Source organism: Xylanibacter sp. (genome assembly GCF_057607445.1).
Window position 1 is genome coordinate 147,764 of the sequence record NZ_DBLZAX010000009.1, and the last position, 18,164, is coordinate 165,927.

Annotated in this window: 14 protein-coding genes, 4 tRNA genes and 1 pseudogene; 9 read left to right on the plus strand and 10 right to left on the minus strand. The window is 39.4% G+C overall.

Features of this window, described 5'->3' with window-relative positions:
• Positions 1-122 precede the first annotated feature (122 nt).
• Both ACZMIG_RS08740 and ACZMIG_RS08745 read left to right on the plus strand, forming a co-directional pair.
• Positions 123-1,280, plus strand: coding sequence for a sensor histidine kinase (locus ACZMIG_RS08740; protein ID WP_418873906.1), 1,158 nt, complete (start codon positions 123-125; stop codon positions 1,278-1,280).
• The gene (locus tag ACZMIG_RS08745) at positions 1,280-1,987 is read left to right on the plus strand and encodes a LytR/AlgR family response regulator transcription factor (protein WP_302330861.1); all 708 of its coding nucleotides are present in this window, start codon (positions 1,280-1,282) and stop codon (positions 1,985-1,987) included. The genes ACZMIG_RS08740 and ACZMIG_RS08745 overlap by 1 nt, the downstream gene beginning before the upstream one ends.
• On the opposite strand, the gene ACZMIG_RS08750 is transcribed toward ACZMIG_RS08745, so the two are convergent.
• Positions 1,975-2,673 carry a tRNA1(Val) (adenine(37)-N6)-methyltransferase gene (locus ACZMIG_RS08750; RefSeq protein ID WP_302330862.1) on the minus strand — a complete coding sequence of 233 codons (699 nt, stop codon included), beginning with the start codon at positions 2,671-2,673 and terminating at the stop codon, positions 1,975-1,977. The genes ACZMIG_RS08745 and ACZMIG_RS08750 overlap by 13 nt on opposite strands.
• A gap of 110 nt (positions 2,674-2,783) precedes the next feature.
• Complete coding sequence (locus ACZMIG_RS08755; protein ID WP_418873921.1) at positions 2,784-4,754, minus strand: glycoside hydrolase family 127 protein; 1,971 nt, start codon at positions 4,752-4,754, stop codon at positions 2,784-2,786.
• 499 nt (positions 4,755-5,253) lie between these two features.
• Here ACZMIG_RS08755 and lon point away from each other — a divergent pair, with 499 nt between their 5' ends.
• The 4 genes and pseudogenes from lon to ACZMIG_RS08775 form a co-directional block, all read left to right on the plus strand.
• Positions 5,254-7,698: an endopeptidase La gene (lon, locus tag ACZMIG_RS08760; RefSeq protein WP_418873904.1), complete on the plus strand. Its 2,445-nt coding sequence runs from the start codon at positions 5,254-5,256 to the stop codon at positions 7,696-7,698.
• Between the two features lie 6 nt (positions 7,699-7,704).
• On the plus strand, positions 7,705-8,832 hold the full coding sequence (tgt, locus tag ACZMIG_RS08765; RefSeq protein WP_418873903.1) for a tRNA guanosine(34) transglycosylase Tgt: 1,128 nt from the start codon (positions 7,705-7,707) through the stop codon (positions 8,830-8,832).
• Between the two features lie 8 nt (positions 8,833-8,840).
• Positions 8,841-10,070 carry an LptF/LptG family permease gene (locus ACZMIG_RS08770; protein ID WP_053398071.1) on the plus strand — a complete coding sequence of 410 codons (1,230 nt, stop codon included), beginning with the start codon at positions 8,841-8,843 and terminating at the stop codon, positions 10,068-10,070.
• A 5-nt stretch (positions 10,071-10,075) separates the two neighbouring features.
• Positions 10,076-11,246, plus strand: a pseudogene (locus tag ACZMIG_RS08775) (DEAD/DEAH box helicase); the annotation flags it as partial.
• Between the two features lie 63 nt (positions 11,247-11,309).
• Here the strand turns inward: ACZMIG_RS08775 and ACZMIG_RS08780 are convergent.
• The 8 genes from ACZMIG_RS08780 to nspC form a co-directional block, all read right to left on the minus strand.
• Positions 11,310-11,921 carry a 4'-phosphopantetheinyl transferase family protein gene (locus ACZMIG_RS08780; RefSeq protein WP_302023202.1) on the minus strand — a complete coding sequence of 204 codons (612 nt, stop codon included), beginning with the start codon at positions 11,919-11,921 and terminating at the stop codon, positions 11,310-11,312.
• Between the two features lie 76 nt (positions 11,922-11,997).
• On the minus strand, positions 11,998-12,399 hold the full coding sequence (locus ACZMIG_RS08785; RefSeq protein ID WP_053398068.1) for a single-stranded DNA-binding protein: 402 nt from the start codon (positions 12,397-12,399) through the stop codon (positions 11,998-12,000).
• Between the two features lie 4 nt (positions 12,400-12,403).
• Positions 12,404-12,952 carry a hypothetical protein gene (locus ACZMIG_RS08790; RefSeq protein ID WP_021854400.1) on the minus strand — a complete coding sequence of 183 codons (549 nt, stop codon included), beginning with the start codon at positions 12,950-12,952 and terminating at the stop codon, positions 12,404-12,406.
• A gap of 29 nt (positions 12,953-12,981) precedes the next feature.
• Positions 12,982-13,054, minus strand: a tRNA-Gly gene (locus ACZMIG_RS08795).
• 18 nt (positions 13,055-13,072) lie between these two features.
• Positions 13,073-13,159, minus strand: a tRNA-Leu gene (locus ACZMIG_RS08800).
• 28 nt (positions 13,160-13,187) lie between these two features.
• Positions 13,188-13,269 (minus strand) — tRNA-Leu (locus ACZMIG_RS08805).
• A 47-nt stretch (positions 13,270-13,316) separates the two neighbouring features.
• Positions 13,317-13,389, minus strand: a tRNA-Gly gene (locus ACZMIG_RS08810).
• A 110-nt stretch (positions 13,390-13,499) separates the two neighbouring features.
• The gene (nspC, locus tag ACZMIG_RS08815) at positions 13,500-14,675 is read right to left on the minus strand and encodes a carboxynorspermidine decarboxylase (RefSeq protein WP_302698096.1); all 1,176 of its coding nucleotides are present in this window, start codon (positions 14,673-14,675) and stop codon (positions 13,500-13,502) included.
• A 364-nt stretch (positions 14,676-15,039) separates the two neighbouring features.
• Here nspC and ACZMIG_RS08820 point away from each other — a divergent pair, with 364 nt between their 5' ends.
• From ACZMIG_RS08820 to ACZMIG_RS08830, 3 genes are read left to right on the plus strand one after another with little or no spacing between them, the layout of a single operon-like run.
• Positions 15,040-15,648, plus strand: a complete 609-nt coding sequence (locus tag ACZMIG_RS08820) for a thiamine phosphate synthase (RefSeq protein WP_021854402.1) — start codon at positions 15,040-15,042, stop codon at positions 15,646-15,648.
• A gap of 24 nt (positions 15,649-15,672) precedes the next feature.
• The gene (locus tag ACZMIG_RS08825; protein WP_021854403.1) at positions 15,673-16,611 is read left to right on the plus strand and encodes a ribose-phosphate pyrophosphokinase; all 939 of its coding nucleotides are present in this window, start codon (positions 15,673-15,675) and stop codon (positions 16,609-16,611) included.
• A 5-nt stretch (positions 16,612-16,616) separates the two neighbouring features.
• Positions 16,617-17,183 carry a TlpA family protein disulfide reductase gene (locus ACZMIG_RS08830; RefSeq protein ID WP_302330867.1) on the plus strand — a complete coding sequence of 189 codons (567 nt, stop codon included), beginning with the start codon at positions 16,617-16,619 and terminating at the stop codon, positions 17,181-17,183.
• Positions 17,184-18,164 lie beyond the last annotated feature (981 nt).

Sequence of the window (18,164 nt, forward strand, 5' to 3'; positions counted from 1 at the left end):
ATAAGCAAGAAATGTAGTTGCTTTTTTCCTTACAAAACTGCATTGCCGGCCATTCAGTTGATGCAAATTTATGAACAATGAGTCTTATGATAAACTATGTGGTGACAAACAGCCTATATGTGGTGACAAACGACACATGGAAAACAATAGACCGTTCAATAAAATGTATTACCTTTGCAATGATCGTAAAACAAAATAAATATGTGAACCATACGCTGCACAATAAAAGATATGAACCATACGGACTGAATACATTAACATCTGAAAACAAATCTCATATGAAGAATAATCACATTGCATTGTATATAGACCTTTTATTCTGCTTAATTATAATGCCATTGACCATAATGCTGCTTCCTGTTGACCGTTGGATTGTGCACAACACGGCCTTCCTGCTCACACTGATAGCCTATATATACATTATTTACTTCATATACCGATGGGTATGCCTACCAAAACTCTTCATGCAGAAAAAATACATACGCATAGCCGGATTACTACTCACTTTAACTGCAACAACATGGCTGTTCACTTATTTTCCTGTACCATCAGACCATACAGGCTCACCACGGCAAATGGAAGCCAGAATGAATATGCGCACACAAACAATATGGTTCTTTTTTCTCATGGTAACCGGATTTTCGCTTGCAATCGAACTGACATTCGAACTATTTAGGCAAATACTGGCAAAACAGGAAATTGCCGCAGAGAAAAACAAAGCAGAACTGGCACTCTACAAAGCACAAATAAACCCACACTTCATGTTCAACACTCTCAATATGCTTTATGCACTTGTACTTTCTGGTTCTGATAAAACAGAATCTGCCTTCGTGAAATTTTCAAATATTCTGAGATACATGTATGCACAAACACATTCAGAAAACATTCCCATAGGACAGGAAATAGAATATATCAGGCAATACACTGATTTGCAGAAACTCAGATTAAACCATCATACAAGGGTTACACTAACAGCCCAAACCGACAACGAAACGACTCCTGTACCATCTATGATATTTATCACTTTTGTAGAAAACGCATTTAAGTATGGCACATCAGCAGACACAGACTGCAACATCCAAATAAACATATGCCTAAAGAACGGTCTGCTAAGTTTAGATACTGTCAACAATATTATAAGACACGTAGATTCAGAGCACGAAGGCATTGGGATAGCCAACTGCAGAAAACGACTTGAACTATTATACCCAGGGCGATACGAGCTTGAAAATGGCCCAATAGGGAACGTATATATAACAAAACTAAAAATACAACTGTAATGAAAAATATAAGTTGCATTGCCATTGACGACGAGCCCATGGCATTGCTCGTTATCGAACAGTTCTGCCAACGTCGCGGTGGCATAGAACTAACGACATACAGCGAACCTCAAAACGGCATAGACGAAATTATAAGAACCAAGCCACAACTTGTGTTTCTTGACATACATATGAGCAGTATAAACGGCCTGGACATAGCCCGCAGCATACCTCACGAAACGTGCATCATATTCACAACAGCACATGCTCAGTATGCTCTAGAAGGGTTTAATCTCGATGCTGTAGACTATCTGCACAAACCTTTCGCCTATGAACGTTTCTGCCGTGCTGTAGATAAAGCTATGCGCCGAATGAACCCAACCTCAGTAAATCCACAACGCCACATCACAGTAAAACAAGAATACTCAAACGTTAACATTCTGCTAAACGACATCCTCTATATAGAAGCTTTAGGCAATTATGTAAAAATTGTCAAAGTCACAGGAGGAAATGTACTTACACGTACAAACATGAAAGCACTAATGCAGATGCTTCCACAAGAAACATTTGTGAGGATTCATCGTTCATACATAGTTCCGTTGAATAAAATTAATAGTTTTACAAGACACAACGTATTCATAAATGGTACAGATTCCCCCTTACCTATAGGCCACCAATACGCAAATGAATTATCGGAGCGCATCCTGCACCATTCTCATCTGATATAGAAATTCTCCGTCAAGCTGCTGTACCATTCTGACCGCGACATATCATCATTATTAATACATTCTTCTGTTTGTTCAATCCTATCTGCAGGATGCTTACGATATGCCAAAAGATAACGACTGACGGGCTTACGTGGTATGGTTCTAATGGCACAGATCCTTGAAGGGAAAAGACCTGCCATGGCTGCTTCGGCATCAATGGCCGTGCGCAGTGCGGCTGGTATGACAACAGAGAACTCGCCATCGTCGGCCAATAACCGTGATGCACCGCTCACAAGCTCAGCATGGGTAAGTGTGTCGGCATGACGTGCCATGGCCTTTTGCCCGTCTCTGTTTTTCAGCGAATTGACGAAAAACGGCGGATTGCATACTATAGAACCGAACTGCCCTGCACAGAACTCTTGTAAAGGTTTTTCTATTATGGTTATCCTGTCGCTGAATGCAGAATTAGATACATTGATACGCGCTTGTAGGACAGCACCAGCATCAACGTCTATGGCAACAATCTTCCCCGATGGATATCGTTGAGCCATGAACAAGGCAATGAGTCCTGAGCCCGTACCGATATCCAAGATAGTATCGCCACCACGTGCCCATGCTCCAAGCAGCACCCCATCGGTACCCACCTTCATGGCACACCTGGTATGCTCTACTGTAAACTGTTTGAATCTGAAATAATTATTTGACATGATGTTCCGATTATTTGCAACTTATCAGACTTAAGACATTAAAGCACAAAAAACATATAAGATGACTGATAGCTTTTATTTTCGCGAACAAAAAAGACGCTTTCGAACGCTCAATATTCGTCCATAACCCCTAAGCCGTCAGCCATCCAAACAATCATTTTTCCGGGTCCTCGATGACACCATGCATAATATGGTATAAGCTTTACAATGCGATTAGCAGTGTTTATGCGTCCGTCTGGCGTTTGATCCAGCAAAGTACCTCTTGCCGTTATCATCTTTATGCCGCCCAAAAGTCCGGGACTGTCTGTCACTGTCATAGAACTGTCAGCGTCGAAAACAAAACGGAATAAATCATAATCATTATCAGCCCATTCTGCACAATACACAAGAGGCCCTCGCTCAACAGCAATACGGCCATGACAGGCAGCAACCTTATCATCCGCCTTCACGATACGAGGCTTCATATCAAAATGTACGTCTATGCGGTCACCACGCTTCCATTTTCTGTCGATGACAAAATATCCGTCAATCAACTCTGCCGCAACATTTATACCATTTACAGCAACAGAATATTTCATACTCAAGCCATCTGCATAGCTGTAAAGACCACCCGGTGTAACCTGACCGCGTACCCATCCCGGCACTCTTATCCTGATACAGAACTTTCCGGCACTGTTGTTCACGACATAGAGCCGCACATCGCCGTCCCAAGGATAGTTGGTTTCCTCACGCAACACAACCTCACCTTTTCCGACAGAAATAGTCGAGGTGTTGTCAGCAAACAGGTTTACATAAACATCGTTATCCCTTACAGCATACATATATCCTGGTACTGATGGTATAAACCTGCAAAGATTACTAGGACAACATGCACATCCGAACCAAGGCTGACGCTCAAGCGTATTGTCGGCGTTAAACCTGTATTTGCCATCTGAAGCCAGCGGATTGGGATAAAAGAACCTGCCGCCGTCAATGCTCATGCCACTTATAACGCCGTTATACAACGTACGTTCCAGACAGTCTATATATTTTGAATCACCATGCAACATGAACATTCTCTGGTTTAAATACACCATTGCAATGGCCGCACACGTCTCGTTGTACGCCGTAAGATTCGGTAGTTCATAATTCCGTCCGAAAGCCTCACCGTCATGCAAGGCTCCCACTCCACCCGTTATATAATACTTTTTAGCAACAATGTTGTTCCATATATCATCTATTGCCTTGATATAGGCCGAATCGCCTGTAAGTGCAGCCACATCTGCCATACCTGAATACATATAGCCCGCACGGACAGCATGACCTACAGCCTCATGTTGTTCAACAACAGGCAGATGACTCTGACTATAAGAATTTCTGACCTTTGTCTTCCCTCTATAGTCGAGAAAAAACTTTGCCTCGTCAAGATATTTCTTTTCACCCGTGAGTACGTAAAGACGGGCCAATGCCATCTCTGCTATCTGATGTCCTGGCACTACACATGCCTGACCATCAGAAGGTCCAACCTCGCGGACGACACAGTCTGCATAGCGCCTGGCTATATCCAAAAATTTCGTAGAGCCTGTAGCCTGATAATGTGCACATGCAGCGTCAACCATGTGGCCAAGATTATACAGTTCGTGGCTCAGCACTTCTTCATTGCTCCAACGCTCCATGCCCGCCCATCTATGCGGATTTTTCGGGTTTATGGTACGCGCTGTATAAAGATATCCGTCGGCTTCCTGCGCAGCAGCTACTATATCAAGCACACTGTCTATATATTCCACAAGTTTTTTATCAGGGAAAGTCTGAAGCACATAACTGGCCCCTTCAATGGTTTTATATACATCCGTATCGTCAAACGAAAACCCCATAAACGACGACACATCATAACTGTCATCTGGATGAGCAGCCTTAACAAAGTTATCATATCGGCCTTCTGTCTTACATTTACTGAAAGCCAAAGGTATCGTGACATCACGCACAGCCTTTATCCTACTACCCCAAAAAGAATTTTGGCTTATCTTCACAGATGTAAACGGCACCTGTCTTACTGAATAAAAATATTTCTTTATATTTCCGGCAACTCCATGGCAAACCATAGAAGATATAACCAATGAAGCCAACAAAACTCTTTTATTCAACATGGTATATTCAAATAATAACGTATATAAACGAAAAATTATCTTTAATATGCAAAATTAAGTTATTTTATACAGACAGCAATAATATGTTTTTAATTTAACACTAAAAAATGCCGACAACTTAAATATGACATAAAAATTTGTTATGCACCGGCAGCCGTAAAACACGACCCTAAAAATCGTAACATTTCACGCTATCTATATTTCGAATTAAATAGTATCCGTCACCATTTTATTCATTTTGCAAGAACAACAACTCTTTTTATTACAAAATATAAGTGATAGAGTTTTGAAGCAAAACTCAGCCATTTTTGCATGAAAAACGGCAAGTTTCTGAATCAGAAATCAATGGTTTTCCAATCATGATACATATTAATTAAATGAAAATAATTACTGGGTATCAATATTATATCAATTAAAATGAGTAAATTTGCACCCCAATAACGAATTGCAAATTATGAGAAAAGATATAAACAACGCATTTTCTATGATAGCAGACTACGAAGGAGATGTTGCCAAACTTTTTGAAGAGAGCATTGACGGTGACGTACCTGTATTAGCCACAAGAAATTTGGTATTATTTCCGGGAGTAGTTTCGCCGGTGTTGATTGGCAGAATTCAAAGCCTTAACTTGATAAACCATCTAAAAGAAAATCAAAATTCCATATTCGCTATATTTTGTCAGAAAGACTCTGACCAGGAAAATCCGTCTCTGAAAGACTTATACGAGATTGGAGTATATGCCAAGATTATACGTGTATTAGAGATGCCTGGCGCCGGCAACAATCTTACTGTCATTGTACAGGGCCTTGGACGCTGCAACCTCTCTGACATAAAGAAAACCCAACCTTTCATTGTTGGAACGGTAACAAATGCACCAGAAGAAATCCCGTCTTCTGACGACAAGGAGTTTATGGCTGCCGTTGATGACCTTAAGAACACATCAATAGAATATGTTAAGAAAAACGAGGATATACCAGATGAAGCCCAGTTTGCATTACAGAACATCAACAATGCAGTAATACTGTTGAACTTTATCTGTACCAGTCTGCCATTCAGCGTTGAAGAAAAAATAAAGCTCTTAAAGGCCAACACACTGAAAAACAGAGCATTAAAAATGCTGAAAATAATATATCGCGAGTTGCAGCTTTTAGAGATAAAGCATAATATCAGAACTAAGACACGTGAGGATATTGACGAACAGCAGCGAGAGTATTTCCTTCAGCAGCAAATCAAAAACATCAAGGAAGAATTAGGCAATGGCGATACTTATCCTGAACGTAAAGAGCTGCTCGAAAAGGCTAAGAATAAAAAATGGCCTGAGGATGTTGCTAAGACTTTCAGCAAAGAATTAGACAAGCTTGACATTCTGAATCCGCAAAGTCCGGAATTCAGCGTACAGCTGACATATCTGCAGACCATGGTAAATCTGCCGTGGGGATATTACACCCAAGACGACCTTAACCTTAACCGTGCTGAAAAGATATTGGACAAGGACCATTATGGCATGAAAAAGGTTAAAGAGCGCATCTTGGAATATATGGCTGTGTTAAGTTTAAGAAAGGATCTTAAATCACCGATTATATGTCTTTACGGCCCTCCCGGAGTAGGTAAAACGAGTCTGGGAAAAAGCATAGCCAATGCCATGAAGCGAAAATACGCACGCATATCTCTGGGTGGTCTGCATGATGAGGCCGAAATCAGAGGTCACAGAAGAACGTATATCGGAGCCATGCCCGGCAGAATAATAAAGAACATACAAAAGGCCGGTTCGTCCAATCCTGTATTTATTCTGGATGAAATTGACAAGATTACACAGAACACCGTAAATGGCGATCCCGCATCAGCGCTGCTTGAAGTTCTTGATCCGGAACAGAATCATGCATTCCACGACAACTATCTTGATGTAGACTATGATTTGTCGAAAGTGCTGTTCATTGCAACTGCCAACGATTTGAACACCATTCCGCGCCCACTGCTCGACCGTATGGAATTGATTGAAGTGAGCGGATACATCACAGAAGAGAAGGTTGAGATAGCCAAGAGGCATCTCATACCAAAGGAAAAAGAGAATACAGGCCTGACTGACGAGAAAAAACTCACGTTCAGCAAACAGGCTATTGAGAAAATAATTGAACAATATACAAGAGAAAGCGGAGTAAGACAACTGGAAAAACAAATTAACAAGTCGCTCCGCAAGCTGGCATACCTGAAAGCGAAGGAGGCAACACTGCCATACTATAAGATAACGCCCAAAGAAATTGAGTCACTATTAGGCAATCCGCCATTCTATCGCGACATATACCAAGGCAACGATTATGCAGGAGTTGTAACCGGTCTTGCATGGACAAGTGTAGGTGGCGAGATATTGTTTATCGAAACGAGCTTAAGTAAGGGAAAGGGTTCTAAGCTCACGCTTACAGGAAACTTGGGAGATGTCATGAAAGAATCTGCCATACTGGCTTTAGAATATGTAAAAGCCCACGCAGAGAAACTTGGCATTGACTATCGTATATTCGACCACTGGAACATACATATACACGTTCCTGAAGGTGCAACGCCTAAAGACGGACCTTCAGCAGGTATTACAATAGCAACATCTCTTGCATCGGCACTTACTCAGAGAAAAGTACGCAAGAATACGGCCATGACAGGAGAAATAACTCTGCGTGGAAAAGTGCTGCCTGTCGGCGGTATTAAAGAAAAGATTCTTGCTGCAAAACGAGCCGGTATAACGGAAATCGTTATGTGCAAAGACAACAAAAAAGATATTGAAGAAATATCACAGGAATATATTGACGGGGTTAATTTCCATTTTGTAGAAAATGTTCAAGATGTCTGGGACTTTGCCCTGACTGACGAGAAAGTAAAGAACCCAGTAACATTTGATATAGAAGATTAAACATATATGTTATTTGAATTACAGCATACAGACACCGGCAGCGATGCACGCGCAGGAATAATAACCACAAGCCACGGACAGATTGAGACTCCGATTTTTATGCCCGTTGGTACATGTGGCAGTGTAAAAGGCGTACATTTCAGTGAACTCAAAGAAGAGGTGCAAGCCCAAATTATCTTGGGCAACACCTATCATTTGTATCTTCGCCCCGGACTTGACATTTTAAAATCTGCCGGTGGACTGCACAAATTCAATACTTGGGACAGACCGATTCTGACTGACAGCGGCGGATTCCAGGTGTTCTCACTTACAGGAATACGCAAGCTCAAAGAAGAGGGCTGCGAATTCCGTTCGCACATTGACGGCTCAAAGCACTTTTTTACGCCGGAAAATGTCATGGACACCGAAAGAATTATAGGCGCTGACATCATGATGGCTTTTGACGAGTGTCCTCCCGGCCAAAGCGACTATCAGTATGCCAAGAAAAGCCTAATGCTAACACAAAGATGGCTTGACAGGTGTATCAAACGCTTTAATGAAACCGAACCGCTATATGGATACGAGCAGACCCTGTTCCCCATTGTTCAAGGCTGTACATTCAAGGACCTGCGCCGTGATGCTGCAAAATTTGTTGCAGACAAAGGAGCAGAAGGAAACGCTATCGGAGGATTGGCCGTAGGCGAACCGACGGAAGTCATGTACGAGATGATTGAAGTCGTAAACGAGATATTGCCAAAGGACAAGCCAAGATACCTGATGGGAGTTGGCACACCGCAAAATATTTTGGAAGCCATCGAACGCGGAGTTGACATGTTTGATTGTGTCATGCCGACAAGAAACGGCAGGAACGCCATGCTGTTTACATATAATGGTACAATGAACATGCGAAACAAGAAATGGGAAAAAGATTTTTCACCGATCGATCCGGACGGATGTCATGTAGACCAGATATATTCTAAAGCATATTTACATCATCTGTTTAAGGCTCAAGAGCTGTTGGCCATGCAGATCGCAAGCATTCACAACCTGGCCTTCTACCTTCGCCTTGTAAAAGATGCACGTAAGCATATAATATCCGGAGATTTCGTTAAATGGAAATCATCGGTAATTGACCAACTTGGCAAACGCATATAACACTTACGATGAAAATTAAGAACATCAGAAGATTTAGGAGAATATTAAAATTATTGAGATGGATGAAAGTTCATCTTAAATGGTTATTCGCCTTATTTTCATGGTTAGGTAAGAAGCTTAACTGGATGAAATACCTCAATCCGTTCAGACATCTGAAGATACTGGATTGGTATATCATAAAGAAGTTTATTGGCACATATTTCTATTCAATAGCTCTCATCATTTCAATTTCCATTGTATTTGATATTAATGAGAACTTGGCAAAGTTCACACAATACCACGCTCCGATTAAAGCTATTGTGTTTGATTATTATATGAACTTTGTGCCATACTTTGCCAACCTGTTCAGTCCGCTGTTCGTTTTTATCGCAGTAATATTCTTCACTTCAAAGCTTGCCGGTAATTCAGAGATCATATCCATGCTTGCCGCCGGTGTAAGTTTTAAGCGGCTAATGCGTCCATATATGGTTTCTGCAGCAATCATTTCTGTTATGACATTCTTTTTGGGAGCATATATAATTCCCAAAGGAACCATCATCAGGCAGAACTTCGAATCAATGTATAAAAACAAGAAAAAGATAACAGCTGCAGAAAACGTACAGTTGCAGGTAGGCAAAGGTGTTATTGCCTATATTCAGCATTATGACAATAATCTAAAGAAAGGCTATGGATTCTGTCTTGATAAATTTGAAAACAAGAAACTGGTAAGCCACCTTACTGCAGCCGAAATACAATATGACACAATATCAGATACGAAATATCATTGGAAAGTCAGCAACTGGAGAATACGCCAACTGAAAGGACTACGTGAAACCATCACCAGTGGTGCCAGTAAGGACACAACGATTATGATGGAACCTACAGACCTTGTATTCTCTAAAGGACAGCAGGAAACATTCACCAGCCCGCAACTTAGAGACTACATAACCAAACAGATTGACCGTGGTTCTGGAAACGTTGTGCAATATGAAGTGGAATACCATAAACGTATTGCAACGTCATTTGCTTCATTTATTCTAGCAACTATTGGTCTTTCATTATCATCAAGAAAAAGAAAAGGCGGCATGGGAATGTATCTTGGCATAGGACTGGCCCTCAGTTTTACATACATCATGTTACAGACAGTTTCTGCAACATTTGCGATAAACGCAAATACCCCTCCTATGCTAGCTGCATGGATTCCGAATATAGTTTTCACAATAGTGGCATATTTCTGCTACCGTAAAGCCCCTAATTAATAAATATGGATTTTTACAATTTAGATTTAAGCGATAACACCCTTGATGCAATCGACGACATGAGGTGGACAACATGTACGCCCATACAGGAAGAGTGCATCCCCGAAATACTTGAAGGAAAAGATGTTCTTGGAATAGCCCAAACCGGAACTGGCAAAACTGCGGCATACCTTCTTCCTATATTGAGCCGTCTTGACGAAGAAAATTTCCCTGCCGACTCAATAAATTGTGTAATTATGAGTCCAACAAGAGAACTCGCACAACAAATTGATCAGGCTATGCAAGGATTCTCTTATTATATGGAGGATGTAAGCAGTGTTGCTGTATATGGAGGAAACGACGGCAACAGATATGAGCAAGAGAGTCGTAGCATGAAAATGGGTGCAGACATAATAATTGCAACACCTGGCCGCCTTATAAGCCACATAACGATGGGAAACGTCGATTTCAGTAAGGTGTCTTTCTTTGTATTGGATGAGGCAGACAGAATGCTTGACATGGGTTTTTATGATGATATTCTGTCAATAACAAAGCTGTTGCCGAAGACATGTCAGGTAATAATGTTCTCAGCTACGATGCCGAACAAAATAGAGGAATTGGCTAAAACAATATTAAAGAATCCGACTATTATAAAATTAGCAGTAAATAAACCAGCTGAAAAAATAAAGCAGATTGCATGTGTCTGTCATGAAAATCAAAAGCTAGGCGTTTTAAAGGATATATTCAAAAAATACGGGCATAAGAGAGTTATCATATTCTCAAGCTCAAAACTGAAAGTAAAAGACATAAACAAGACACTCAGATCAATACATATTAATAGCGGAGAAATGCATTCAGACCTCTCACAAAGCGAAAGAGATGAGGTTATGTTTATGTTTAAAAGTGGACAAATTGATGTGCTTGTTGCCACTGATATTGTGGCTAGAGGTATTGATATTGATGACATATCAATGGTCATCAATTATGATGTGCCTCATGACTCTGAGGATTACGTACACCGAATTGGGCGTACTGCAAGAGCAGACCATGACGGAATTGCCATCACTCTTGTAAGAGGCAAAGAAGTATCTTGGTTTATGCAAATCGAAAAATTCCTAGGATATGAAGTTGAAAAAATGCCTCTGCCAAAAGGATTAGGCAAGGCTCCGGAATATAAGATAATAAAACCTAAAGGTAAAAATACCAAAAAGCGGGGCGACAAACCATCAAATAACAGAAAAAGGCCTAGAAGACGCAAATCTAAAGAACAGCATAAGTGAGCAAACAATTACAGAAAGTTCTATAATAAACACTCACATTCCTATTTCTAAAGATATTTTTTGCAGTTATTATCCCAGTTGAATCATTTCCATCAACAGATAATAACTGCATTTTGTTAAAGGTCAAGTTATCCTCTGGAAACAGTTTATACATAGTTTCTTTTGCGCACCAATGCATCAGTAACTTAACCTGTGATGACGCATTTTCATCATCACGCATAAACTTACTCCTTATTCGTTCTATTCTATTGCTGAAATATTCAATATCAACAGAAACTTGCTTACTATGAGAAACGATAATTACAGCAAAGCCACGTGTATGGCTTATGCTAATATTCATACCAGAAGACAAATATGGCATTCCGTTATCCTGATGCAAAAGCTGTACGTTATCACCAATAATTTCCTTTATCAATAAACGCACCGCTAACACTTCGCACTTTCTTTGCTCTGATTTATACAAAGCATTAAATTCACTACGCGAGCTCTCTACATATGGCGATAAAGCCCAAAAATCATCAGAGGATTCACTAATAGCCCAAATACCCAATCTGACATCAGGAAATATTTCCTCGTTTAAGAACAACGGCATATATAATATCTTTTGATATCCTTAAATATATAGCCTTCAAATTATAAAAGACGAAATATTAAATTAACAACCAAAACTAGAATGGTGCATCATCATCTTCATTATTAGTAGCAGATGAAATTGCCGTTGACTGATTTGTTTCCTTTGCAGATTTTGGTGTTAACAGTTCCATATTATCGGCATAAACTTCAGTTACGTAATGTCTAAGTCCTTTTGCATCATCATAAGTACGATAATGTATACGGCCCTCTATATAAAGTTTATCTCCCTTATGGACATACTTTTCGACAATCTTGGCCAATCCCCGTGAAAGTACTACATTATGCCAGTCTGTTCTGTCTGGAACTTGTGTTCCATTTGGTAATGTATACCCACGTTCTGTTGTTGCTAATGGAAACGTAGCAACGGCCTGATCGTGATCATAATAACGCACGACAGGCTCTTTACCAACATTACCGATAAGCATTACTTTATTCATAGCTCTACTTCCAAAGACCTAAATACTTAAATTTAAAGTTCTTTCCCTTAGCCGACGGAAACTGACTACGACTGTCAACACGTCCACGAAGATGCTCAACAATTCTATTATAGCAGTCCAAGCCAGAAACAGCTTTACAGCTTGCTACAAAATGTGTATCACGATATTCGTGCTTTCCTGTAATGGGCACCAATACAACACGTTTAAAGTCTAATGAACCTTCATACCAACCAGGTCTCTCCTCATTAAGACGGGCTATAGTCGGAGAAACATTATCACGTTGGTCATCAGCTGCACTAATATTTGAGCGTAAAGCTTTTTTCTGCTTAAAATCTAACATTGTAGCAGCCTCTGTTTTGATTATAATAAAATAAACTCTTGGTCTTATTTTATATCGTTTGGGATAATAAACATCGCTTGCAACATATTCACGAATGTCATTCTCCAAATCAGGATTCATACCGACCTCCTCAATTGAAGCCAAAAAGGCAATAGCATCATCAACATTATTTACTAATGTCTCTTTATCAAAATATCGCAAATATAAATTCATGATTGATTGTATTTTTCTTTTTTAATATGAGCGGAAAACGGGACTCGGACCCGCGACCCCGACCTTGGCAAGGTCGTGCTCTACCAACTGAGCTATTTCCGCAAAAAGACCAAAAAAGATTGGTGAAGAGGAGGAGACTCGAACTCCCACGAAACAATTTTCACTACCCCCTCAAAGTAGCGCGTCTACCAATTCCGCCACCTCTCCATCATAAAATCATTCTGAATAAACAATGTGCCCAGAACAGGACTCGAACCTGCACGTCGTGAAACACACGCACCTGAAACGTGCGCGTCTACCAATTCCGCCACCTGGGCAATACAATAGGAGAATATTTCCAAGTGTCATTTATTCAGAATGTGCGAGCGGAAAACGGGACTCGGACCCGCGACCCCGACCTTGGCAAGGTCGTGCTCTACCAACTGAGCTATTTCCGCTTATTCCTTTTAGTGAGGAGCATTTCTCTAAATGCGGTGCAAAGATACGGCTTTTTTTGAAACCCACAAAATTTTTCGGACTTTTTTTTCAAAAAAAATCGTTTTTTTCTTCAATCCATACGATTTAAGTAGTCTTCATACGTGAATTTCCTCAATATTTCAAACTCTCCATTTGTATGCATAATGGCTATAGAAGGATGGGTGATTCCGTTAAACATATTTGTTTTTACCGTTGTATAATGCAACATATCTTCAAATATGACATTATCTCCTATTTTTAATTCATTATGAAACCGCCAACATCCCATAAAGTCACCAGACAAGCAACTATTACCACCCAGCCTATACACATTATTGTCGTCAAGCGAACATTTCATATTTACATCCTCTATAATCTCTGCCCCCCTAACAACAGGCATATATGGCATTTCCAGGCAATCTGGCATATGACAAGTGAAACTGACATTTAAAATAGCCGTTTTTATACCTTTGTCTTCAACCAAATCTACTACTTGAGCCACAAGACATCCTGTCTGCCATCCAAAAGCACTTCCTGGCTCCAATATAATCTTCAGCAAAGGATACCTGTCATGGAATCTATTCAAAGTATCAATCAAAAGATCCACGTCGTAATCTTTTCGCGTCATCAAATGCCCGCCGCCGAAATTAATCCATTCAATCTGCCCAAACCATTTTGAGAATTTATCTTCAATATGTCCTAATGTACGTAAAAAAACATCAGCTCCACTCTCACAGTGACAATGACAATGAAAGCCCTTAATATCATCAGGTAAAACTTCAGGCATCTTATCTGCGGTAATGCCAAAACGAGTACCGGGCGAACAAGGATTATACAAATCCGTGCCGATTTCAGAATATTCAGGATTAATCCTCAAACCAAAATTCAAATCAGGATTCACTTCTTTTGCCTTTTTCCCATAACGTGAATATTGTGACAGGGAATTAAAAGTTAGAAAACTTGAACATCTCGAGATATCCTCTATTTCATAATCCGTATAAGCAGGAGAATACGTATGCGCCTTTGTTCCAAACTTTTCATAAGCCATACGCGCCTCATAAAGAGAACTTGCCGTTGTTGCCTTTATATATTCTCTAAAGATAGGGAACGTCTTCCATAAAGCATAAGCCTTGAACGCGAGTATTATTTCAACGTTGGCTTTTTCTGCAACACTTTTTATCAGTTCCAGATTTCCACGCAGGCGCTTTTCTTCTAATATATAATAAGGAGTACTCAATCCTTCAAACGTATTTAAATCAAATGTCATACTAAGAATTTATTTTTTGTCCGCAAACTTACACATTTTTTTTCATTCAGTACCATTTACAATAAAGATTTCATACTCATTACACCCATCCCAAACTATTATTCCGCAAAATCAATCAAACAATGCCTTCATCAACACGCCTCAACAAGATATATTAATGCTAAATACAATTGAATTACGCTAATGTCCAAAAGTATTTTCCGAGCCTATTCGGGCTAATCACAATTACTCCAAATACCGTACAAATAATATATGTCAAGAATAATTATTTGTCGAAAAAATACATTCTTCATTTTTATTGCATTATAGATTGTAGGTTTGGCTTTTTTTTTATACATTTGCATTTGAAAAAAAGAAATAAACGATGAAACTCGTTATAATGACTCAACCTACGTTTTTTGTAGAAGAAGACAAGATCCTGACAACTCTTTTCGATGAAGGGATGGACAACTTGCACCTATATAAACCGGGAGCATCACCTATGTATTCCGAACGCTTGCTCTCGCTTTTACCGGAGGCTTATTACAACAAAATAACCGTCCATGACCATTATTATTTAAAAAATGAATATGGTCTTGCCGGCATACATATCGACAATAAAGAAAAAGAAATTCCCAAAGACTATAAAGGAAAATTCAGCAGAACGTGTACAAGCATAAACGATCTCTATGAAATAAAGAAAAAAGCTGAATATGTGTTTTTATACAATGTGTTTGACAACCATAACAAAAATGCTGAAGATAAACTCATTGCATATAAAGACATAGAAGGCGCAGCAAAAAAGGGACTCATTGACAAACACGTTTACGCTTTAGGAGGCATCAGCTTGGAAAACATAAAAGCCGCTAAAGACCTTGGATTCGGCGGTGTTGTCATATGCAATGACCTATGGAACAAGTTTGACATCCACAATGAATTGGATTATAAAGATTTAATAAACCATTTTGAGAAATTAAAAAAAGCTGTATCATAATAAATAATAAAACAAAAGACAGAAATGAGTGCCAAAAACTCTTTTATGGTATTTTCTGGAACAAACACCAGGTACCTGGCAGAAAAAATCTGCCAAAGCCTTGATTGTCCGCTAGGCAATCTTCTTATTACTAAATTCTCTGATGGAGAATTTGCCGTATCGTATGAAGAATCTATACGTGGACGCGACGTGTTCTTAGTCCAAAGCACATTCCCCAACTCTGACAATCTAATGGAATTGTTGCTTATGATAGACGCTGCCAAACGTGCTTCAGCCAAAAGCATAAATGCTGTCATCCCATATTTCGGCTGGGCACGTCAGGACAGAAAGGACAAGCCGCGTGTAAGCATTGGTGCCAAATTGGTGGCAGACCTTCTCGGAGTAGCAGGTATCGACAGACTCATAACAATGGATCTTCATGCAGATCAGATACAAGGATTCTTCGATGTTCCAGTGGATCACCTATATGCGTCAGGTGTAATACTCCCATACCTTCAGAGCCTAAAACTTGAAGACATGGTCATTGCATCTCCAGATGTAGGCGGAAGTAAACGTGCTAATACTTACGCTAAATACTTTGGATGTCCTCTTGTTTTATGTAACAAAACACGCGCAAGAGCAAATGTTGTTGAAAGCATGCAGATTATCGGTGACGTCAAGGACAAGAACGTAATTATCATTGACGACATGGTAGACACTGCAGGCACAATAACAAAAGCTGCAGACATAATGAAAAAAGCTGGTGCAAAAAGCGTCAGAGCATGCGCTTCGCATTGTGTAATGAGTGGCCCTGCAAGCGAAAGAGTTCAGAACTCCGCACTCGAAGAAATGGTTTTCACTGACTCTATACCATATTCTAACAGATGTGCAAAAGTAAAACAGCTCTCTGTTGCAGACATGTTTGCAGAAACAATCAGAAGAGTCGTAAACAACGAAAGCATCAGTTCGCAATATTTAGTATAATAAGTATGAAAATATTTCGACAGATAACATTTTCAACCATTATAATTATGTTTTTGACAGCGTGCCATTCACAAAAGAATGGCACGCCTCAAAACGACAATACGTCCAACGATACAGAAATCAGCGAACAGAAAGAAAGCGAAACACAATCTGAACAAATCAGCTTCGTAATGGAAGACATCAATGGTAATCAGGTATCTGTAAAAGACGTATTTTCAAAAAACAAAATAACAATCATTGACTTCTGGGCAAGTTGGTGCGGTCCATGTAGACAAGAAATGCCTAATTTAGTAAATACATATAATAAATATAAAGAACAAGGATTGGGTATTGTCGGTGTCTCTCTTGATGAAGACAAAGAGCAATGGAAAGACGCCGTAAAAGAAATGAACATGACCTGGATCCAATTGTCCGACCTTAAGGGTTGGGGCAACAGCGCCGCTCAGATGTATGGAATACAGGCCATCCCATTCACTATAATTGTTGACGAAAAAGGAAATGTTTTAAACATCGGACTGAGAGGGGAAGCACTTGAAAGCTTCGTACATAATTATATAAATAGCACAAAATAATATTGCAATATTATTTTGTGCTATTTATATCAAGGTAAAGACACAATCATCAAGCGTACTATACATAAAATACTCTTAACCTCATATTAAGGCAACAAAAACAAAATTATAGAACTTTATTATATAATTGACGAGTTTTCCAAAGAAATTTGACTCTGAAGCAGACTAAGGCCTGAAAATATATAGTTGTAACGACAGAAAATGTCACCTCAAATGTCCGTGCCGTTTGTCGAAAAGTGAAACAATGTCCCTATTTGTATATTTTCATTTTGGCACATTCTGAAATTTCAAACACCATTAATCCTTCTTTACCAGGCAACACCTTCAATAGACAACCTTGCAAATTCATAGACTTATAGCCACCTTACCGAACTTACTTCAAACATGCACATGAATAGGACGATATACAACTTATGCACTTTTAACCGATGCCTTGTATGGGCTCAAATTGATTAAATATCACTATTATGAGTACAATACGCAAAATGCCATCTTTTATCACCCCAAAAGTGATCTTTTACAAGCCCAAAAGCCACCTCTTGCAGGCAATTTTGGTGCAGTAGAAATTTAATGGGATATCCGTAGAGCTTTGCGATTCTAAAGAGTAATAATTCAGAATTCATTAATTCATCAAGGTGAATATGAATCTCAGTCGAAAATTCTTCAACACATACTATACTAACATAATCTAGTATCTCTGAAGGCTGTGCACTAGGCGGGCTAACACTTCCAATTGATTCGTTTCCATATAGTAAAGGTCAGAATTTCTATGGAATTCCAACAAATATCCACATTAAATTTCTACTTTTACTATTGTAAAACGAGACAATATATTGTATGGCGGCTCACCCGATAAATAGTGGGGAAAGAAAAAAAAATTTTATCTTTGCATCATGGAAAATTCAATGTTAGAGTCTTTGGTAAGCTTCATGCTGCCATCCAATATATTATCCCGTTTTACAATAGTAAAAGTAGAAAGTA